Source organism: Lachnospira eligens (assembly GCF_009680455.1).
Taxonomy (GTDB): Bacteria; Bacillota; Clostridia; order Lachnospirales; family Lachnospiraceae; genus Lachnospira; species Lachnospira eligens_A.
In genome coordinates, this window is the sequence record NZ_WKRD01000002.1 from 1 (window position 1) to 20,814 (window position 20,814).

Here is a 20,814-nt window from a genome sequence, read left to right on the forward strand (position 1 = left end):
TTACTGTTTAGGTTCGTGTATCTTTCGATACTCGCAAGATTCATTAATGAATCATTTTAAAATTCTCAAAGAATTTCAAGGTTGTCTTTCTATTCAGTTATCAAAGATCTATATCGCTCAAACCCAGTATTTATCTGGTGTTTTAAGTCTTATTTGTTACCGCTTACCGCGGCGACTTGTATATAATATCACCAGGTACACACATTGTCAACAACTTTTTTCAAAAAGTTTCAAAAAAGTTCAATTTTTTTCAATCATTGACTTTTAAGCGGGACTGACATGCCTGCGAAGCCGCTTGTTTACTGACTTTCTGCACATTTACATTGTAATCAGAAATCAAAGACCTACTGTTATATTCCTGTATGCATTTTTAGTAGGTGATAATTCTTGCTGGTTGAGATATTTTCAGAATAAAAGCACACGCAAACATCCAATACAGCTTATTGCGTAGGTCAATCACAAGCAATGTGTTGTTTTATTCTATGAAATTGGAAGAAAAAAACCTACCAAAGTACAATACTTAGATACTTTAGTAGGTCTCTGCTCTGAAGCCATAGCAATATTATAAAAAAAACACCCACTAATTCTGCTATCCGATAGCTTTTAGTAGGTGTTTGCCCCATAACACACCCAGTAATGCCCCGCAACACATCATCGCAAAACATCACCGTAGCGCATCCACTTAGCACATCCTCTTAACACATTTTCTCAGCCCAAGCCATCATCACACTCACCTCAATTCCCCATTACAGGTCAAACAGTGACAACTGGTTGCTGTCTGTCATATCTCCAAGTATTCCAAGCTCTGAAAGCTTATCAATCGCTGACTGTCCTATCTTGGCTCGCTGGCGTAAGTCATCCTTTGATAAGAATTCGCCATCTCTGGCGGCTATCTCTATTGACTCTCCGGCAACTTCACCTACCTTTGATATAACCTTGAATGATGGCATAATCTTTCCATCAATTATCTGGAATGTTCTTGCCTTTGCCTTATATATGTCTATAGGTGTGAATTCATAGCCTCTTGCATGCATTTCCTGAACAATACGCATTACACCAAGTTCATCTTCTTCTGTATTAGAGATTGTACCTTCTGCTTTCTTGGCTTTGTACTCAGCAATGTAGTGTTCAAGCCTTACAGGGCTCATAGCCATTTTCTCATAATCAAATGCTGTGGCTCTTATACTAAAGTAAGCTGTGTAATATGCAAGCGGATAAAATACCTTACAGTATGCAACACGCCATGCCATCATAACATACGCTGCAGCATGTGCCTTAGGGAACATGTACTTGATTCGCTCGCATGACCATATATACCAGTCCGGTACACCATGGTCAATCATATCCTGCTTCCACTCCGGCCATTCTTTACATTTACCGGATGCAACCTTACCCTTTCGGACCATTTCCATTATCTTAAATGATTCCTCTGAATCAAGTCCCTTCTGGATAAGATATATCATAATATCGTCTCGTGTACATATAGCTGTTGAAATAGTAGCTTTTCCTTCTTTAATAAGAGTCTGTGCATTGCCAAGCCATACATCAGTACCATGCGCAAGTCCTGCGATACGTACAAGGTCTGAGAAATACTGCGGCTTGGTATCCATAAGCATCTGCATGGCAAAGTCAGTACCAAATTCTGGTATTCCAAGTGCTCCCAACTTTGTGCCGCCTATATCCTCAGGCTTAATTCCTAGCGCAGAAGTGTTCTGGAACAGTGACATAACCTCTTTAGAATCTAGTGGAATCTCAAGAGGGTCAATTCCCGTTAAATCCTGTAACATTCGTATCATTGTAGGATCAAGATGTCCTAAGATATCCAGTTTTAACAGGTTGTGGTCAATACTATGGTAATCGAAATGTGTTGTTATTATAGATGTCGTCATATCATTTGCAGGGTGCTGTACCGGTGTAAATGAATGAATCTCTTCACCAATTGGAAGTACAACAATTCCACCAGGATGCTGTCCTGTAGTTCTTCTAATATCAATACAGCCTTCTGCTATTCGTTCTATCTCACATTTTCTCTTAACAATAGGAGGCTTGCCCTCAAGTGCATTCTTTGCTGACTTCTCTTCAAAATACTTCATAACAAAACCATACGCAGTCTTTTCTGCGACAGTACCGATAGTTCCAGCTTTGAAGGTCTGCCCTTTTCCAAAGATAACCTCTGTGTAGGCATGAGCCTTACTTTGGTATTCATTGGAGAAGTTAAGATCGATATCAGGCTCTTTGTTTCCCTTGAAACCAAGGAAAGTCTCGAACGGAATATCAAATCCCATCTTATTAAGCTTCGCTCCGCATTTTGGGCATATCTTATCAGGCATATCGCAGCCTGCGCCTCCGGCAAATGCTTTGACTTCATCTGAATAGAAATCATTATAGTAGCATTTTGGACACAGATAATGCGGGCTTAACGGATTAACCTCGGTGATACCCGCCATTGTTGCTGCTAATGAAGAACCAACCGAGCCTCTTGAACCAACCAGATAACCGTCATCATTAGATTTCCATACAAGCTTCTGTGCAATTATGTACATAACGGAATATCCGTTAGAGATAATTGAGTTCAACTCTCGCTCTAATCGCTCAGTTACTATCTGTGGAAGCTCCGGACCATATATCTCATGAGCTCTGTTTTCACAGATTGTACGAAGCATCTGGTCAGAGTTCTCAATGAACGGAGGACATTTATCCGGTCTTACAGGCTCAATCTCCTCACACATATCCATAATCTTATTAGTGTTGGTTACAACAACCTCGTATGCCTTGTCGCTTCCTAGATAATCACATTCATGAAGCATTTCTTCAGTAGTATGAAGATACAGCGGTGCCTGATTATCCGCATCATCAAAGCCTTTTCCTGCCATGATAATTCTACGGTACACTTCATCCTCTGGATTTAAGAAATGCACATCGCAGGTTGCCACAACAGGCTTGCCGAATTTGTCGCCAAGTTCTACTATTCTGCGGTTCAGATTGCGCAAATCCTCCTCATTCTGGACATAGCAATCCTCTTTCTCAATCATGAACCTGTTATTGCCAATTGGCTGTATCTCAAGATAGTCATAGAAATTAACTATTCTCGCTATCTCTGCTTCTGAACGACCATTTACAAGACTTCTGAAAAGCTCACCTGCCTCACACGCACTTCCTATAATAAGACCTTCCCTGTACTGGTTAACAAGACTCTTCGGTATCTTAGGGAATCTGTTAAAGTACTGCAAATGTGATGCAGAAACAAGTCTGTACAGATTAATCCTTCCCATCTCATTAGAAGCAAGAATTATACAGTGATACTGATGAAGCTTCTTGATGGCGTTCTCATCCATCTTGCCTTCCTCATTAAGCTTATCAACGTCAGGAATATCCCTGTCGTAAAGCATTTTAATCATCTTGACAAATATGTCTGCAGTCGCAGCAGCATCGTCAACCGCCCTGTGGTGGCTTTCAAGTACAACATTAAGATGCTTTGTAAGCGTATCCAGCTTATAATTATGAAGATTAGGCATAAGAAACTGTGCAAGAAGCACTGTGTCTATAATGGTAGTATCCACATTTATACCAATCTTTTCTGCCTTATTGATTATGAAGCTCGTATCGAATTCCGCATTATGTGCAACCATAACAGCATCCTCGCAGAATTCAAGAAACTTAGGCAGAATCTCCTCTATCTTAGGTGCATTCATAACCATCTGGTCATTAATGTGCGTAAGTGTCTCAATTCTGAACGGAATAGGAATCTCAGGATTAACAAATGTAGAGAATCTGTCTACTATCTCACCATTGCACACCTTGACTGCACCTATCTCTATAATTCTGTCAACTTCCGCAGAAAAGCCCGTTGTCTCAAGGTCGAACACAACATATGTATCGTTAAAGCTCTGTCCTCTCGGATTCGTTACAATCTGCTTGGTATCATCAACAAGATATGCCTCGACTCCGTATATTATCTTAAAATCAAGTTTCTCACCCTTCTTGGCATAAGAGCCTTTGAGGTCGCTCATCGTATGGAATGCATCTGTAAATGCCTGAACAACACCGTGGTCAGTAATTGCAATTGCCTTATGTCCCCATCTGATTGCCTGTTTGATAATATCAGATACATAAGACACACCATCCATATCACTCATCTTGGTATGGCAGTGCAGCTCAACTCTCTTATGAAGTGCGAGGTCATTACGCACCTGTCTAGTATCAGAGCCTTTTCTTATGCCCCACACATTGGCAATTGATATTTCCTGGTCGTACTTGTCAAATGTAGCATTACCCTTAATCTTTAAGAAATTCCCCTTCTTGATAACACCTGAAAGCTCCGGTACCTGCTCATTTTTTGCAAATATCTTTACTGTAATTGTGTCTGTAAAATCTGTGACATTGAACATAATAATAGTTCTTTCGTTACGGATTTCACGCATTTCAACATTACGGACCATACCAGAGATAATAACATCTCCGATTGCCGTATCTATCTGTTCAATCGGTGTTACATCACCGTCAAAATCTCTTCCATATAAAACATCTTCGTTAGCAGGCTTTCTGCTGTATGTCTTAAGCTCTTCCCTGCCTCTGTTATCGCTTGCAAAAAATGCTGCTCTAGCCGCCTTCTGCTTGGCTGCTGTCTCAGCTTTCTTTGCTGCCTTCTGTTCAGATGTAAGCTTCTTATCATCCCTGCCGTCGGCATTATCTTCTGCTGCCGCCATCATATTATTCTCAATTTCTTTGACACGAAGATTAATCTTGTATGCATTTTCTCTCTCGTACTGGCTTTCCTTCTTCTTGGCATACTGATACTCAACATCTATCTCAAACCCGAATCTGTTCAGGAATATTTTCTTGAAATAATCTGTAAGTGTATCCGCATACTGATGCGCAAGAAAGCTGTCCTCAATCGTGAATACAAGCATATCCTCTTTCTCGAACTCCCACTGGGAATTCTTTAAAAGATTATATTCAAGTGTCCAGTATTTCTCCAGCTCTGCAAGGATACTGTCATAATATATATCCATTACAGTCTGTGGCGTATACTGTGCTGACAAAACATATCTGTCGATAATCCGCACGTCCATGTTGGATATACGGAATATCTGTTTCTTTAATGCATCCTCAACCTTGAATATTATTGGTTTTTCTATTACCCTGTCACTCTTTATATAAACGCGTGCCAGAGAATTGGTCGATGTTTTCGAGACTTTAGTTACTTCAACATTCTCAAAATACACCGCCAGATCCTCTGGCAGCTTCAGCGTCTTAAACACTTCAAAAAATCTGTACATATGTATCACTCATTCCAATTATCAAGTTCATACCTGAGTGTATCAAGAAGTTCCTCTTCTGGAACCTTCTTAATAATCTCTCCATGTTTAATAAGTACTCCGCAGCCGTCACCGCCTGCAATTCCAAGATCAGCTTCCTTTGCTTCTCCCGGTCCGTTAACTACACATCCCATTACAGCAAGCTTCAAGTCAAGGTCATACCCTGAAACCATTTTCTCAACCTTTCCTGCAAGGTCTATAAGATTAATTCTTGTTCTTCCGCATGTAGGGCATGAAACAACCTCTATTCCACCTTTTCTTAAGCCAAGAGTCTTAAGTATCAGTTTCGCAGCCTCTATTTCCCTTACAGGATCATCTGTAAGAGAAACTCTTATTGTGTCACCAATTCCCTGATTCAGTATAAGACCAAGTCCGATTGATGACTTAATGCTTCCTGAGAATATTGTTCCAGACTCAGTAATTCCAACATGAAGCGGATGATTAGTCTGTTTTGCAATAAGCTCATGTGCTTTAACACACATCATTACATCAGAAGATTTGATGCTGACAACAAGATTATCATAACCTAAGTCTTCAATAATCTTAACCTTGTCAAGTGCGCTCTCAACGATTCCCTCTGCTGTTACTCCGCCATATTTCTCAATAAGGTCTTTCTCAAGTGAACCGCTGTTGACACCAACCCTGATTGGTATATTTCTTTCCCTTGCAACATCAACAACAGCCTTTATCTTGTCTGTTCCGCCGATATTACCCGGATTAATTCTAATCTTGTCAGCCCCATTCTCCATTGCCATAATAGCCATCTTGTAATCAAAATGTATATCTGCAACGAGAGGTATCTCTATCTGCTTCTTTATCTCTTTGATTGCAAGTGCAGCTTCCTTAGTTGGAACTGTGCATCTGATGATTTCACAACCAGCTTTGGTAAGCTCCTTAATCTGCGCTACTGTTGCAGCAACATCTTCTGTATGTGTATTAGTCATTGACTGGATAAGAATAGGATTACCACCACCTATAACACATTTTCCTATCTTAACAACTTTAGTATTATCTCTGTACATAACCCCTGTGTCCTTTCTGTATTAGAACAATGCCATTATATCTTTAAACAATACAACAACCATAAGTATGACAAGAAGTATCATACCTATGAAATTAACAATTCCCTCATGCTCTCTCTTAACCGGCTTGCCTCTTAATGCCTCTATTATAAGGAATACAAGTCTGCCTCCGTCAAGTGCCGGAATTGGCATCAGATTCATTACTCCTAAGTTGGCACTGATAAGTGCTGCAAGATTCATAAGATTAAGGAATACATAAAATGCACCATCTGCCTTACTTTCTTCAACAATCTCACTCATTGTGCTGACAGTTCCGACAGGTCCTAACAATGAATCAAACCCAATCTTTCCTGTAAATAACATACCAAGGCTCTGAATTACAGTCTTGACACTGTATCCGACTTCCTTGACTGAATACTTGAGTGTGCCGATTGGAGAAACCTTTACTCTGTCTCCATATACAACAAATCCCACATCATAGCTTTCTACTTCAACCATCTTAGGCTCAACTGTTACATCAACATTTTTACCATCTCTTGCAACTGTGAATGTGACACTGTTTCCACCGCTTGAAGTTATAGCCTCTGTTATCTGCGAATTAGTCTCCATTGTGACTCCATTCACAGCCTTAATAACATCATTGGCTTTAAGTCCTGCTGATTTGGCTGGTGAATCGTCAGACACTGAGCTTATTGTGCAATTCTCAGATATCATTATTCCAACCTGATACTTCTGTTGCTTAATATGCTCCGGAGTAACAGTTGTTGTCATCTTTTCACCGTCTCTTGTAAATGTTATATTAAGAGCCTTATCTGCATTATAATACCTGTAAAAATAAAAATCTCTGTAAAATGTTACCTTATGCCCATTAACCTTAGTTATGACATCACCTTCCTGAAGCCCTGCTTCTGTAGCCGGTGAATTATCATTAACAACATCAATGTCACATGGATCATAGCCAAGACTTCCGACAATAACTACTGCACATACGAAAGCAAGAAGAAAGTTAAATACCGGACCTGCTGCTATAACAGCAATTCTTGCCCAGACTGATTTGCTTGCAAATGACTTTTCCATGTCATATCCATTCTCGATAGCAAGCTTTCTTTTCTTAGCTTCTTTCTCTTCGTCTGAGAGTTCTTCATCATCTTCTTCTGACTGTATAACACTCATCTCAAGAAATTCATCACCAAGCATCGTACATGCACCACCAAAAGGAAGTGCTTTAATACAATATTCCGTCTCACCTTTTCTGAAATGTATCAGCTTCGGTCCGAATCCGATTGAGAATTCAACTACAGTTATGCCATTAGCCTTAGCTATTATAAAATGTCCGAATTCATGGACAATAACAATTATACTAAGTACAAGAATCGCCAGAATAACATTAAGAACCAACTCCTACCACCTGCTTTCTATCATGTCTGTTACTATCTTCTGTGTAGAGAGAATCTGCTCTACTGTTGGATTATTGATATAATCCACTTCATTCATGGCGTATTCTATAATATCCGGAATATCCAGATATTTTATCTTTCTGTCTAAAAATCTTGCTACAGCTACTTCGTTAGCTGCATTAAGTGCAGTCGGGATGTTGCCTCCACGCGCTGCTGCCTCGTAAGCAAGCTTAAGTCCCTTGAAAGTCTCCATATCCGGCTTTTCAAATGTAATCTTAGCCAGTTCATAGAAATCAAGTCTTTCTGTGTTAAGCTCTCTTCTTTCAGGGTAATAAAGAGCATACTGTATAGGAAGTCTCATATCAGGACTTCCAAGCTGTGCCATAACAGCTCCGTCCTTGAATTCAACCATTGAATGGATTATGCTCTGTGGCTGGACTATAACCTGAACCTTCTCGGCTGGTACTCCGAAAAGCCACTGTGCCTCCATTACCTCAAGTCCTTTATTAACCATTGTAGAAGAATCTATTGTTATCTTGCGTCCCATAGACCAGTTAGGGTGTTTAAGTGCATCCTCTAACTGCACATTTTCAAGATCAGCTCTTTTCTTTCCTCTGAACGGGCCACCTGAAGCTGTAAGAAGAATTTTCTCTATTTCTCCACGATTCTCGCCGTTAAGGCACTGGAATATTGCTGAATGTTCACTGTCCACAGGATATATATTAACATTACATTCCTTGGCAAGGCTCATAATAATATGACCTGCACACACAAGTGTCTCTTTATTGGCAAGTGCAATATCCTTATGTGCCTTGATAGCTTCAACTGTAGGTGTAATTCCCATCATGCCTACAACCGCTGTGACAACAATCTCTGCACTCTCAATTGTTGCAGCCTCAATAAGACCTTCGTCACCACTTACAATCTTAACATCCATATCACCGATAAGCGTCTTTAACTCTGGAACAAGTTCTTCTTTACCTATACATACAAGCTGTGGTTTGAATTCACGGACCTGTTCTGCAAGGTCAGCAACTCTTGTACCTGCTGCCAGCGCAACTACATTAATATCAGCATTTCTTCTGATAACATCTAATGTCTGTGTTCCAATTGAACCAGTTGAACCAAGTATCGAAACGTTCTTCATTATCAACCTCCAAAGACTTTGTTAATAACCTCTATTGTCCAGTAAACAACAGGTGCCGTGAATATTGCACTGTCGAATCTGTCCATAATTCCACCATGTCCCGGTATTAACTTTCCATAGTCTTTCACATCATGATTTCTCTTAATAGCAGATGCAGCCAGGTCTCCGAATATAGACAGGAATGCACCTATGAAGCTGGCTATTGCAAATGTATATACAGGATGTACAAGTACATCTGACATCTTAGAGCTTATAGCAAATCCATAACCGAATCCAAGAAGTGTCGCACCGACAACTCCACCTATTGCACCCTCGTAAGTCTTCTTAGGTGAAAGCTTTGGAGTCATCTTATGCTTTCCTAGGAATACACCTGTGAAATATGCACATGTATCATTGCCCCATGAAGACACGAATATAAGCCATACGATATATATTCCATCCTGCAGCATTCTTACCTGATAGATATAAGAAAGTGTTACAGCAACATATACTATACTGAAGAATACCCACATAACATCTTCTGTCTTGTATTTTGGAAATGTAAATACATAAACTGACATCATAAGTATGCATGAAGCAACAAGAAGCAGTAAAATATATGCCGGATCATTAAGCAAAAGAATAAAATAATAAGTAATTGCCGCTATATATCCTACAACTGCCAGTCCTGTCTTCTCAAGCTTCTTAACTTTAATAAGCTCATACATTCCAACAAGTGAAATAAACAGACTGAACCCAAATGTAACCCAGCCTCCGAAATACAGGCATGTGAAAAGTATGACTATGAGCACAGCTCCACTCATAATTCTTGTACGCATAATCTACTCCTCCTTAACTCCACCAAATCTTCTTTCCGTCTTATTGTATTTCTCAAATGCTTTAATAAGTTCTTCCCTGTCAAAATCAGGCCAATAAATATCTGTGAAATAAAATTCTGTATAAGCAAGCTGCCAGCACAGATAATTAGATAATCTCTGCTCACCGCTTGTTCTTATAAGTAAATCCGGATCTGGCAATTCCCAAGTATCAAGATTATTACTTATTGTATCTTCATCTATATCTTCAGGCTTAAGACTTCCTTCTGATACCTTGCCGGCAATCTTTCTTACCGCTCTTGTTATCTCATCTCTTCCACCATAATTAATGGCTATAGTAAAATTAAGCCCTGTATTATTCTTGGTTTTCTCTTCAAGATTATTGATACTGTCTATAATATCCTGGCTGAGTTCATCTTTTCTTCCAATAACTCTGCATCGCACATTATTCTTCATGGATTTCTTAACACAATCCTTAAGATAAGTTCTTAAGATTCCCATAAGAGTACTTACTTCTTCTGTTGAACGTTTCCAGTTCTCTGTTGAAAAAGCATATACAGTAAAATACTTTACACCAAGCTCATCTACGACATAAAGCATATCTTCAACAACTTTGCTTCCCTGCACATGTCCCATTGTTCTTGGGAGATGTCTTTTCTTAGCCCATCTTCCATTACCATCAAGAATAACGGCAACATGCCCCGGAATCTTTAATCCGAGACTCTCGTTAAATGTATCCATATCTATGATTCCTCTCGCAATTCATTCAATTACAAAAAGGCTGTTGTAAAATATCCAACAGCCCTGACATTTTCTTAAACTGTAAGTATCTCTTTAGTCTTATCATCTATAGCACTATCAATCATAGCAATATACTTATCAGTAATCTTCTGAATTTCATCCTCTGAATTCTTAGCTTCATCATCAGAGATATCTCCTGCCTTGTTCTCTTTCTTTATTGCATCGTTGGCATCTCTTCTGATATTACGGATAGCAACCTTGGCATTATCACCCTTCTTCTTGATATCCTTAGCAAGTTCTTTTCTTCTGTCTTCTGTTAATTCAGGGAACACAAGTCTGATTGTCTTACCATCATTGTTAGGTGTAAGCCCTAAATCTGAAACAAGAATTGCTTTCTCAATATCCTTAATAAGGCTTGCTTCCCAAGGCTGAATCTGAATCATTCTTGCTTCTGGTACAGAAACATTGGCAACCTGCTGGATTGGTGTAGGTGTTCCATAATAATCAACTCTTAATCTGTCAAGAATATGTGGATTAGCTCTTCCGGCTCTTATTGTTACATATTCTTCCTTTAAGTTGTCAACTGACTTCTGCATTCTTCCTTCAATATCTTTAATATTTTCCATAAAATCCTCCATTAATATTATATTAATCAACAGTTACTACTGTTCCATTAAACTTTCCTGATAAAGCATTAACTATGCTGTTCTCTTCTTCAAGTCCGAATACCATAAGAGGCATCTTATTCTCCATGCACATAACTGAAGCCGTCATATCAATAACTCCAAGCTTCTTCTCTACAACTTCGTTAATTGAAATTGTATCATACTTCTTGGCTGCCGGATTAATCTTAGGATCGCTGTCATATATTCCGTCAATAGCCTTTGCAAGAAGAATAGCATCTGCATCAAGTTCAATAGCTCTTAATACAATACCTGTATCTGTTGAGAAATATGGATGTCCTGTTCCTCCTGCAAAGAATACAACCATGCCTTTTTCAAAATACTTATTAGCTCTGTCTTTAGAGAAAAGCTTTGTCATGCTTCCACATTCAAATGGTGTAAGAATATTAGTCTTAAGTCCCTGTGAACGGAATATCTCTGAAACATAAATACAGTTCATAATTGTTGCAAGCATACCTATCTGGTCAGCCTTAGTTCTGTCGATATTATCATTAGAACGGCCTCTCCAGTAGTTACCACCACCAATAACTACACCAACATCTGTTCCTTTATCAACTATTGTCTTAACCTGATTAGCAATATTCTCTATAAGCTCATCATTGTAGCCGCCCTCTTTCTTAGCAAGAGCCTCACCACTAAGTTTAAGTATTACTCTTTTAATGTTATCCATACGTGCCTCCAGTTATTTATTCTTTTTTCCTTTAATGTCAAATATACTTTCCATATTAACATCCGCATAACACTGTGAGCAGCGTCCGTCAATTGTTGCTCCATTATTAATCTGTACTGACTTTGACTTAATATCTCCAGAAATTATAGCAGATGAATCAATTATCACAGGTCCATGTACATCTATATCGCCCTTAACAGCTCCACCAATAACCGCAGATGTAGCAGTTATATTACCTACAACTACAGTTCCCTGTCCAATCTTTACAGCACCTTTTGCCTCTATATCGCCATCAACCTGTGCGTCATTCGCAAAAAATTCGTTAGCTTTAGAACTTCCTGTAATAGAACCGCTTACTGTAAGTTTTCCTCTGCATGTAACATTACCTTCTACTGAACCAAATAAATCAATAGAACCTAATGAGTCAAGATCTCCCTTTATTGAAAGTCCCTCCGTAATAACTGCAGTCTCATCAGCTATATATTCAGGATTCTCTGCTGCATTCTTTATATCTTCTTTTGTCTCATCTTTATCAGACACATTTCCCATATCTGTTTCTGGGGAAGAAGTATCTTCTGACATATCATATTCCTGTGCTTCCATCTTGAAAGCCTCTGCCATCTTGGCAAGTTCAGGATCATCTAATGTATTTACCATTACATCATCTGAGTCATCAGATGCCTTATTAGTATCATCTGGTAAATTATTGACTGATTCTGATAAATCATCTTTCAAATCTTTAAAAAATAATCCCATCAAATTATCCTCCATATCGTATACTGCAGTTTTACACAATATCACAGTTTGATAAGATTATAGCATACGCACGACAAATTTAGAAGTCTTATGACAACATTTTGTTATAATATCATTCTAAAAAAACCTCCAGAGTCTTATATAAACTCCGGAGGATTTTTAATACTCACCGTATATTATAATTAAATATTACTGTAACTGAGCTGCAACTTCTGCTGCAAAATCTTCGTTCTTCTTCTCAAGACCTTCACCAGTCTCAAAACGAACATATCCCTTAACTGTGAAAGCACCATTAGCCTTAGCAACTTCTGCAAGGTACTTAGCAACTGACTGCTTTCCATCCTCAGCCTTAACATAAACCTGATCCATAAGGCAGATTTCCTTAAGCTGCTTAGATACACGACCTTCTACTAATCCATTAAAGATCTTATCTGCTACGATATTAGCCTCATCAGCTAATGCAAGCTCTGCTAACTGTGCAGCTGCTTCCTTTGAAAGGAAGTTGAATAAGTACTGCATGTTGCTCTTATGCTCTTCGTATGTTGCAATATCAGCATCGCTCCATACCTTATCGTTAATAGCCTTATCAATTAACTTGTTTAAGATTGGCTTTGGAAGAGAAGCTGGATCATTTAATGCACTCTTCTCTGTAATCTCTCTTAACTTAGCAAGTTCATCTGCTGACATATCGTTTCTGCTAAGGTACTGTGGGTTCATAGCCGCAATCTGCATTGCTACGTTAGTAAGTGCTTCCTTGATTGCATCATTAGAAGCGCCATCTGCTGCAACAAGAACACCAATTCTTCCGCCACCGTGAATATATGAAGCTACACAGTCACCTGTAATCTTCTGGAATCTTCTGATAGAAAGCTTCTCACCGATTGTAAGAGTCTTCTCTTCAAGTTCTGACTGCATATCAAGGATAGCGCATACATCTTCGCCATCTCCAGCCTTATCAACTGAAGCCTTAAGTGCCTTGTCAGCAACAGCCTGTACAAATTCCTGGAATGTAGCATTCTTAGCCACGAAATCTGTCTCTGAATTAACTTCTACTACAACTGCTGTATTGCCTTCAGATGCAACTCTTGTAATACCTTCTGCTGCAATTCTTCCTGCCTTCTTCTCAACCTTAGCTGCTCCGCTCTTTCTAAGAACATCAACAGCTGCTTCCATATCACCATCTGTCTCTGTAAGAGCCTTCTTACACTCCATCATACCTGCGCCAGTAGACTCTCTAAGTTCCTTAACCATTGCTGCTGTAACTGCTGCCATTATATTATCCTCCAATAAAAATAATTTTAAAAATGCTTCAACCTGATAATATGTCAGGCTGAAGCATACATAAACTTAAGTCAATACTTAAATATTAAGCTTCCTCAGCTACTTCTTCCTCTACAGCTGGAGCTGCTTCTTCACCCTGATTAGCTTCGATAACTGCATCTGCCATCTTAGCAACGATTAACTTAACAGCTCTGATAGCATCATCATTACCAGGGATTACATAATCTAATTCATCTGGATCACAGTTTGTATCTGCAATACCGATTAACTTGATACCAAGTGCATGTGCTTCCTGAACACAGATTCTTTCCTTCTTAGGATCAACGATGAAGATTGCATCTGGAAGTCTCTTCATTTCCTTGATACCACCAAGGTTCTTCTGAAGCTTCTCAAGTTCCTTCTTAAGGTTGATAACTTCCTTCTTAGGAAGAACATCAAATGTTCCATCTTCCTGCATTGTCTCGATTTCCTTAAGTCTTGCAATTCTGCTCTGGATTGTCTTGAAGTTAGTAAGCATACCGCCTAACCATCTCTCATTAACATAAAACATTCCGCAACGCTCTGCCTCTGTAGCAATAGCATCCTGAGCCTGCTTCTTTGTTCCTACAAAAAGAATTGTACCACCTTCAGCAGCGATATCAGAGATTGCCTTATAAGCCTCGTCAACCTTACCTACAGACTTCTGTAAATCGATGATATGGATTCCGTTTCTCTCTGTGTAGATGTACTCAGCCATCTTAGGATTCCATCTTCTTGTCTGATGTCCGAAATGAACACCTGCCTCAAGTAACTGTTTCATTGAAATTACGCTCATTTTGATACCTCCATTGGTTAATTAATCTTTTGCGGGCTTCTTCTTTTTCGACCACCGGCGCGTATACCGGCACCAGCCGTAAAATCCACCAGCATGTTTTTTCACACAAAATGCATTATAACAATACATTCAATATAATGCAAGCATTTTTTTAATCTGACTGTGTTATTGTTCTGGCAATAGTCTCATATGAATCTCCAGGCTTAAGAGAATACTCACCATCTCTGATTCTGACAGCATATCCTGATATATCCATATATGTATAGAATGCCAGCTTATCTTCGATTATTCCTGCACTATACAGTATATCTGCTGCCTCAGATGCAGTTCCTACACCCTTGAATTCAATCTGGACTAGTCCGCTTCCATCACCGATAACAATACTTGCCGTAGGTCTTTGTGACTCAGTTTCTCTTGCCACCACAGTCGTCGTAGTTTCTTTATTAACCTGCGTCGTCTCTTCATCTGACTTTCCTGTAGCTTTCTGCGTTTCTTTCTCTTTGTTATCCGTGCTTTCCGTTGTAAATGCTATAACAGAACCACTGCTTTGCGTCTCTTTATTATCAGAAACAATGTAATTATTATTCTTTTCTATCATACCTGCAATTAAAAGAACAGCAGCTGCAACTATAAGACCAGCTCCAAAACCTCTTATATAATATCTGAACTTCATTGTTGTTTACCACCTTTATACAGATTAATCACAAGCCTTACTTCGCCAACTCCCATATTAAGTTTCTTAGCAATTTCCTTAACAGATACACCGGATGCATTCATCTGGAGAATTCTTTCATTATTCGAATATTCTTTATTAAGACTGTCTGCCTGTGTATTAATTCTGTCTTCAGCATTCTTAGCTTTCTGATTGCTTTTCTTTACTAATGCTGCAAGCCTTTCCTTTGCTATATCCTTTGTATCTTTACCAGACTTAACCGCCTGTTCATATGCCGGTTCTTTCCCATCATCTGTGCGGTCCTGTTCATGTTCTTCTGACATGACTGCATTATCAGACATATCAGAAGTTCTTCCACTAATCTGTTCAACCTGCTTTTTTGCATAATTAACATCTTTAACTGTTGTCTTTACTTCTTTTGATTTTTCATTAAGCATGTCATACAAAAAAACAGCTTCATTATGATTTCTGTTAATCTCACCAAGCACACTCTCTGCATATTCATTCATTTCAAGAATCTTGGTGTTAGATATCTTATCAAGTGCAGCTTCCGTTTTTTCAGACAGACCACTTATCTGCTGCTTAATAACCTCATCAACCTGATGTTTTACCATATCAAGCTGTGCCTGTGTCAGTTCCGATTTAGCACTGCTCTCCACATTCTCTTTATCATCTCCAAAACTCATAACAACGCTGACAACAACACATATTACGCCAGCCGCTATAAGAAATATTTCTGTTGCGACCATTATATCCTCCACACCTCATTGTTTCATATCTTTACATCAAAATCAGCACTTCCCTGTCCTTTTACAAAGACTTTTCCATCAGATTTCTTTTTCTTCCGTGAATTTCCTTCGCCGGAATATTCATTATTACTCTTATCCTTGGCATCATATTTACCAGTTTCATTATCAGCATTATCCTTCTTATTAACCTGCTGTGAGTGAACATTGATGTCCTTCTGAACCTGCTGCGTTATAGTCTGCTGCTCTGTCATAGGCCTGTTTTCAGCATTATACTGTGATTTGGCAACATTGTTCTGCTGTTGTATCATTGCAAATTCCACCGGTTTAATAACCATATTCTGCCTCCTGTATCAAATGTGTCTAAATTGGCGCACTTTTTATATCTGCACCCTCTTTAACAAACTGACAGTAATCATATTTCTGTTTAAGAAACATGCACTGGTCACCAAATGTAAGTTTAACACCAGCATACGCTGCATCACTTACTTTAATGCATGCATGCTTTTCTTCACCTATCTGACATCTTAATTCTTCAAGCTCTTTCTTTTGTTTATTAATCTCCTGTTCAAGCATTATGACATTGCGCATTGTTTTCATCTGTAATTCGTGCTTTGCTTCATCAAGCCCACCCTCTGAATCCTGTTTCTTTCTTAACGCATTAAGAAGTTGGTTAAGCTGTATCTTATTATCGCCCAGTTTCCCAAGGCTGTTCTTTAATTCATCTACTCTTCGTTTCATTGACGGATCTACTCCAACGCCAACAGATGTGTTTGTTCCCATGGCATTTCCTATTGTCTTAGCCTCTATCATATTAACAGCCTTAACATCTCCGCCTATTATAAGTCCGTTACGCCCTGAAGCCTTAATTGTACTCTTAGCTGTAACTTTGCTGTGCAGAATTGAATCCGCTTCGATACTTCCACCTGCTGATACATTTTCCGCACTCTCTATGAATTTGGATACAATATTGCCGCCAGCCTTGACAACAGCCCTTGTCATTCCCTGGATTCCTCTGTTAAATGTAATATTTCCCCCTGCTATTACTGTAGCCCCTTCCACAATTCCACTCACAGTAATATCTCCTGTTGCTTTAACAGTAAATCCTGCAAGAACATTGCCTTTAACTACAACATCACCTTCATAGTCAATATCTCCTGTGGAATTATCTACATTCACTAGTTCCAATACATTTGAAACAAATATCTTATCATTCTCAAGTATGACATGTCCGCTTACCTGTGACATAAGCTCTGTTCCATCCTCAGACTGTGACAGATTTCTTCCATACCTGAATATTACATGCTTAACTTTTCTTGGAGGAACTCTCCTTCCAAGAACATCTATTCCGTCATCTCCCCTGTCTTCTTTATGAAGTACAGCAACAACATCACCTTTGTTAACATGATTAATATTCTCAAGTGTATGAAAATCAACTGTTCCATCGTCATTCATCTTAGGGCGTGGTTTCAGTTCTGTATTAAACTTATATTCAATATATCCGTCGCTTCCATCTCTTGGCTGTGTACCGACAGCAATCTTATAAGCCTCTCCATATTCTCTATGGCTTAATATCTGTTCTATAATCTGATTATCTATACCATGTTTCACACCAAGATACTGAAGATCCTTAATAATCTCTCCTGAAGTAAGTACGCCTCCTCCAACAAACGGTGGATAGAATACAGCTTCAACTTTCATGCAATCTGCACTTATCCTGTAATCCCCGAATTCAGAATACTGATGTACCTTCTCATCTGAAACCTTAAGTTCCGTCTTCGTACTGCTCCCTGCCCTGACTGCCTGTGCCAGCTTAGCCGTGTCGCATTCAATCTTTTTCTTATCAAGATAATACATAACATCATCTATATTTGCAGTTCTGCCTCCATTCTGTGGCGGATATACTATTATATATAACCCATCGTTCCTTGAATCAAACTGAAAATACCCTGTTCTACATCCTTCCACCATATGCTGTAACCCCTTTTACATACTTATATTAAAGAGAAAATACATAATCACCAAGTATTTTCTTCATCTTATTCAATGCTTTCGTATGAAGCTGTGACACCCTTGACTCTGACACTTCAAGTGTGAGACTGATTTCTTTCAATGTCATATCTTCATAATAATATAAAACAACAACACTTCTCTCTTTCTCAGTGAGAGAATCTATTGCTCTGACCATCATTTTCTTAAGTTCTTCTTTTTCTATAGCTTCCTCTGGCTGGTCAAAATGTGAATTACCAGCAGACTCCATCTTAACCTCACTGCCTGCCTCTGTATATTCATCAAGTGATATAAGATTAGATGCTTTCATCTTTCCCTGCCAGTCCGCCAGTTCATCTATCGTAATCTCTAATTCAGCAGCAAGCTCCTCATCACTTGCTATATGACCTGTTTCGCTTTCTATCTTTGCCATAGCAGCTTCAATTCTCTTCTGCTTCTGTCTTAGAGATCTTGGTATCCAGTCCATCTTTCTTATCTGATCAAGAATCGCGCCCCTTATCCTTAAGCTGGCATATGTCTCAAACTTAACATTCTTGCCATAATCAAACTTATCAATTGCATCTATAAGTCCAAATATTCCATATCCAACAAGATCATCATATTCCACATTATATCCAAGATACATATTGAGTCTTCCAGCAACCAGCTTAACAAGCTGTGCATACTCAACTATCAACTCATCCCTGTATTCTGCACTACGTGTGGATATGTAATTCTTCCACAGTTTATCTCTGCCTGCCTCATCCATGGTCAGTGCCCCCAATTAATAAAATATACTCAGATAATAACACAAAATCTGCCCAAATGCTACAATTATTCTTGCTGGGCAGATTCCTCCATATTAGATACATCTTCTTTTTCTTCGTCAGATGCTTTTTGTTTATTCTCTTTCTTTTCTGCTACTTTATTAAGTGCAAATCTTATAAGCATTCCGCATATATAAAATGCAAGCATAACACATATAAGTATCCACATAAAATTAACCAGTGTATATCTGTATTTTATCATGATAACACTGGTTATAAAACCTGCCAGTAATGTTATTATGGCTGGTACATTTCTGAACTTATTCATAAAGCCTCCACTCGTAACAATTATGTACCACTAAAATCATATTGTTTTTAGTGGTTTCCCTACCGCTTTAATAACATAGTCTCCTGTTTCCGAATAAAATTCCACTGTTCTTCCAAAGTTTTCTCCGCAGTCCTGAGAAAGTATACTTATATTAAGGCTTTTTAGCTTTGCCTTAACCGCAATAACATTGCGTTCTCCTACCCTCAACGCTTCACTATTAGATCTGTTTGCAAACATCTGAGCCCCACCGGCAATCTTTGCAACAATTCTTGTATCAACCGCTCCCAGTGCTTTCATCTGTCTTATAAGTTCATCTATGCCAGTATCTGCAAATTTAGCAATATTAGAATTATTTCTAAACTGGGTACTATCCGGTAACATACAGTGAAGAAGTCCACCTATTTTCGTTACCGGATCATATAATGCAACTCCTACACATGAACCAAGTCCAAGTGTAGTGAGTGCATCAGGACATTTGCATGCCTTTAAGTCAGCCATGCCAACCTTTATCATGTTTCCCATAATCGTTACTCTTTCAAATATATCTTTTACACACCTAAAGATTCTAACAATTTGTCATATGACTCCAGTTCTGGAATCATAAGAAAATATCCATTAACAAAATCCAGTTCACCAAACTGTGACTGTATAAGTAGCAGTTTGTCACCATATTTACCAAATTCTGAAGCTGGAACGCTAAGCAATGCTCCTATCATATCTATTGTCATTTCTGGAACAGTAGATACCATCTTGAGGTTAGTAAGCTTAGAAATTGCTGTAAGATACGAACCCGATACAATATTACCTATTTCATTAAGAGCAGACATTTCCATGTCATTAAACTGAGTATCTGCCTCAATACCTGACTCTGTATCCTGCATCATAAGTGTATTAACAAGGTGATGTGCTGATTTTGTATCAAAAAGGAACATCATCATTCCATACACATCCCCCTCAAATCCAAGCATAATACCAACTACTGTCTGATCTTCGTCTCCCATTATATCTGATATTTCATTAAAAGGAACAAGTTCAACCTTAGGTACTGACATATCCATCTTTTGGTTGAGCATCTTCGATAATGCAGTTGTTGCATTTCCTGCACCTATATTACCTATTTCTTTTAAAACATCATACTGAATATCATCAAGCTGATTCAAATCAATTTTTGACATACCTTCACCTCAAACACTAATTATTTTCTACAATAAGGCTTACAATATCCAGAAGTGAAATCAGTTCCCCATCTTTCTTTCCTATTGCATTAATATAGTTAGCTGCCGCATCATCATTGGTTGATCTGCTTATACGCTCTATATCTTCTTCTTCAAGTGTAACGACCTCTTTAACCTGGTCTACTATAACACCAATCGAAGCCCCCTCAACCTTTACTATTATAAATCTTGTTTTATCTGTAAGCTCATCCGGCTCTAATCCAAGTTTAAGTCTCATGCTCATAATTGGACAAATCTCGCCTCTTAGGTTAATAACACCTTTATAATATGACTGTGTTTTAGGCACTCTTGTTATGTTCTGGCTTCTTACAATATTGTCAATATATTTGATATCAATTCCGTACTGCTCATTACCTATCTTAACAACAATATACTGTACAGAAGTTGTTGATTCTGAATTCTTATCTTCTATAGCATTAACATTCTCCATTA

At 38.6% G+C, this 20,814-nt stretch carries 20 protein-coding genes; all 20 read right to left on the minus strand.

Going from position 1 to position 20,814, the window contains the following annotated elements:
- Positions 1-746: 746 nt before the first annotated feature.
- The 20 genes from GKE48_RS01960 to GKE48_RS02055 all read right to left on the minus strand — a co-directional run bounded on the left by GKE48_RS01960 (position 747) and on the right by GKE48_RS02055 (position 20,812).
- Positions 747-5,279: a PolC-type DNA polymerase III gene (locus tag GKE48_RS01960; RefSeq protein ID WP_154300354.1), complete on the minus strand. Its 4,533-nt coding sequence runs from the start codon at positions 5,277-5,279 to the stop codon at positions 747-749.
- A gap of 5 nt (positions 5,280-5,284) precedes the next feature.
- Positions 5,285-6,340, minus strand: coding sequence for a flavodoxin-dependent (E)-4-hydroxy-3-methylbut-2-enyl-diphosphate synthase (ispG, locus tag GKE48_RS01965; RefSeq protein ID WP_012739098.1), 1,056 nt, complete (start codon positions 6,338-6,340; stop codon positions 5,285-5,287).
- A 21-nt stretch (positions 6,341-6,361) separates the two neighbouring features.
- Entirely contained in the window at positions 6,362-7,738 is a 1,377-nt protein-coding gene (gene rseP, locus GKE48_RS01970) for an RIP metalloprotease RseP (RefSeq protein WP_154300355.1), read from the minus strand.
- A gap of 3 nt (positions 7,739-7,741) precedes the next feature.
- Positions 7,742-8,884: a 1-deoxy-D-xylulose-5-phosphate reductoisomerase gene (locus GKE48_RS01975; protein ID WP_154300356.1), complete on the minus strand. Its 1,143-nt coding sequence runs from the start codon at positions 8,882-8,884 to the stop codon at positions 7,742-7,744.
- 2 nt (positions 8,885-8,886) lie between these two features.
- The gene (locus GKE48_RS01980; protein WP_334296462.1) at positions 8,887-9,705 is read right to left on the minus strand and encodes a phosphatidate cytidylyltransferase; all 819 of its coding nucleotides are present in this window, start codon (positions 9,703-9,705) and stop codon (positions 8,887-8,889) included.
- Entirely contained in the window at positions 9,706-10,440 is a 735-nt protein-coding gene (locus GKE48_RS01985; RefSeq protein ID WP_022097317.1) for an isoprenyl transferase, read from the minus strand.
- A gap of 74 nt (positions 10,441-10,514) precedes the next feature.
- Positions 10,515-11,066, minus strand: a complete 552-nt coding sequence (gene frr / locus GKE48_RS01990; RefSeq protein WP_022097318.1) for a ribosome recycling factor — start codon at positions 11,064-11,066, stop codon at positions 10,515-10,517.
- A gap of 22 nt (positions 11,067-11,088) precedes the next feature.
- Positions 11,089-11,793 (minus strand): UMP kinase, encoded by a 705-nt coding sequence (gene pyrH, locus GKE48_RS01995; protein WP_119211800.1) that lies wholly within the window; start codon positions 11,791-11,793, stop codon positions 11,089-11,091.
- 12 nt (positions 11,794-11,805) lie between these two features.
- Positions 11,806-12,549, minus strand: a complete 744-nt coding sequence (locus GKE48_RS02000) for a polymer-forming cytoskeletal protein (RefSeq protein WP_022097320.1) — start codon at positions 12,547-12,549, stop codon at positions 11,806-11,808.
- A gap of 189 nt (positions 12,550-12,738) precedes the next feature.
- Positions 12,739-13,821, minus strand: a complete 1,083-nt coding sequence (tsf, locus tag GKE48_RS02005) for a translation elongation factor Ts (protein WP_012739090.1) — start codon at positions 13,819-13,821, stop codon at positions 12,739-12,741.
- Between the two features lie 94 nt (positions 13,822-13,915).
- Positions 13,916-14,644 (minus strand): 30S ribosomal protein S2, encoded by a 729-nt coding sequence (rpsB, locus tag GKE48_RS02010; RefSeq protein WP_022097321.1) that lies wholly within the window; start codon positions 14,642-14,644, stop codon positions 13,916-13,918.
- Between the two features lie 151 nt (positions 14,645-14,795).
- Positions 14,796-15,317, minus strand: a complete 522-nt coding sequence (locus tag GKE48_RS02015; protein WP_022097322.1) for a hypothetical protein — start codon at positions 15,315-15,317, stop codon at positions 14,796-14,798.
- Positions 15,314-16,066, minus strand: a complete 753-nt coding sequence (locus GKE48_RS02020; RefSeq protein ID WP_022097323.1) for a DUF6115 domain-containing protein — start codon at positions 16,064-16,066, stop codon at positions 15,314-15,316. Before GKE48_RS02020 ends, GKE48_RS02015 begins: the two co-directional genes overlap by 4 nt.
- Positions 16,067-16,089: 23 nt before the next feature.
- Positions 16,090-16,401, minus strand: coding sequence for a hypothetical protein (locus GKE48_RS02025; RefSeq protein WP_022097324.1), 312 nt, complete (start codon positions 16,399-16,401; stop codon positions 16,090-16,092).
- Positions 16,402-16,426: 25 nt separating this feature from the next.
- On the minus strand, positions 16,427-18,034 hold the full coding sequence (locus GKE48_RS02030) for a DUF342 domain-containing protein (protein ID WP_022097325.1): 1,608 nt from the start codon (positions 18,032-18,034) through the stop codon (positions 16,427-16,429).
- A gap of 28 nt (positions 18,035-18,062) precedes the next feature.
- On the minus strand, positions 18,063-18,821 hold the full coding sequence (locus GKE48_RS02035; protein WP_022097326.1) for a FliA/WhiG family RNA polymerase sigma factor: 759 nt from the start codon (positions 18,819-18,821) through the stop codon (positions 18,063-18,065).
- 65 nt (positions 18,822-18,886) lie between these two features.
- Complete coding sequence (locus tag GKE48_RS02040; RefSeq protein WP_022097327.1) at positions 18,887-19,147, minus strand: hypothetical protein; 261 nt, start codon at positions 19,145-19,147, stop codon at positions 18,887-18,889.
- A 36-nt stretch (positions 19,148-19,183) separates the two neighbouring features.
- Complete coding sequence (locus GKE48_RS02045; protein WP_022097328.1) at positions 19,184-19,669, minus strand: chemotaxis protein CheD; 486 nt, start codon at positions 19,667-19,669, stop codon at positions 19,184-19,186.
- A 26-nt stretch (positions 19,670-19,695) separates the two neighbouring features.
- Positions 19,696-20,322 (minus strand): chemotaxis protein CheC, encoded by a 627-nt coding sequence (locus GKE48_RS02050; protein WP_022097329.1) that lies wholly within the window; start codon positions 20,320-20,322, stop codon positions 19,696-19,698.
- Between the two features lie 16 nt (positions 20,323-20,338).
- Positions 20,339-20,812, minus strand: coding sequence for a chemotaxis protein CheW (locus GKE48_RS02055; protein ID WP_022097330.1), 474 nt, complete (start codon positions 20,810-20,812; stop codon positions 20,339-20,341).
- Positions 20,813-20,814 lie beyond the last annotated feature (2 nt).

Coding starts and splice junctions, on each gene's coding strand:
- GKE48_RS02015 (WP_022097322.1), bottom strand. CDS start 15,317: ATGAAGTTCAGATATTATATAAGAGGTTTTGGAGCTGGTCTTATAGTT.
- ispG (WP_012739098.1), bottom strand. CDS start 6,340: ATGTACAGAGATAATACTAAAGTTGTTAAGATAGGAAAATGTGTTATA.
- GKE48_RS02040 (WP_022097327.1), bottom strand. CDS start 19,147: ATGAATAAGTTCAGAAATGTACCAGCCATAATAACATTACTGGCAGGT.
- GKE48_RS01960 (WP_154300354.1), bottom strand. CDS start 5,279: ATGTACAGATTTTTTGAAGTGTTTAAGACGCTGAAGCTGCCAGAGGAT.
- GKE48_RS02025 (WP_022097324.1), bottom strand. CDS start 16,401: ATGGTTATTAAACCGGTGGAATTTGCAATGATACAACAGCAGAACAAT.
- tsf (WP_012739090.1), bottom strand. CDS start 13,821: ATGGCAGCAGTTACAGCAGCAATGGTTAAGGAACTTAGAGAGTCTACT.
- GKE48_RS02050 (WP_022097329.1), bottom strand. CDS start 20,322: ATGTCAAAAATTGATTTGAATCAGCTTGATGATATTCAGTATGATGTT.
- GKE48_RS02020 (WP_022097323.1), bottom strand. CDS start 16,066: ATGGTCGCAACAGAAATATTTCTTATAGCGGCTGGCGTAATATGTGTT.
- GKE48_RS02055 (WP_022097330.1), bottom strand. CDS start 20,812: ATGGAGAATGTTAATGCTATAGAAGATAAGAATTCAGAATCAACAACT.
- GKE48_RS02035 (WP_022097326.1), bottom strand. CDS start 18,821: ATGGATGAGGCAGGCAGAGATAAACTGTGGAAGAATTACATATCCACA.
- GKE48_RS02045 (WP_022097328.1), bottom strand. CDS start 19,669: ATGGGAAACATGATAAAGGTTGGCATGGCTGACTTAAAGGCATGCAAA.
- GKE48_RS02000 (WP_022097320.1), bottom strand. CDS start 12,549: ATGGGATTATTTTTTAAAGATTTGAAAGATGATTTATCAGAATCAGTC.
- frr (WP_022097318.1), bottom strand. CDS start 11,066: ATGGAAAATATTAAAGATATTGAAGGAAGAATGCAGAAGTCAGTTGAC.
- GKE48_RS01975 (WP_154300356.1), bottom strand. CDS start 8,884: ATGAAGAACGTTTCGATACTTGGTTCAACTGGTTCAATTGGAACACAG.
- GKE48_RS02030 (WP_022097325.1), bottom strand. CDS start 18,034: ATGGTGGAAGGATGTAGAACAGGGTATTTTCAGTTTGATTCAAGGAAC.
- pyrH (WP_119211800.1), bottom strand. CDS start 11,793: ATGGATAACATTAAAAGAGTAATACTTAAACTTAGTGGTGAGGCTCTT.
- rpsB (WP_022097321.1), bottom strand. CDS start 14,644: ATGAGCGTAATTTCAATGAAACAGTTACTTGAGGCAGGTGTTCATTTC.
- GKE48_RS01985 (WP_022097317.1), bottom strand. CDS start 10,440: ATGGATACATTTAACGAGAGTCTCGGATTAAAGATTCCGGGGCATGTT.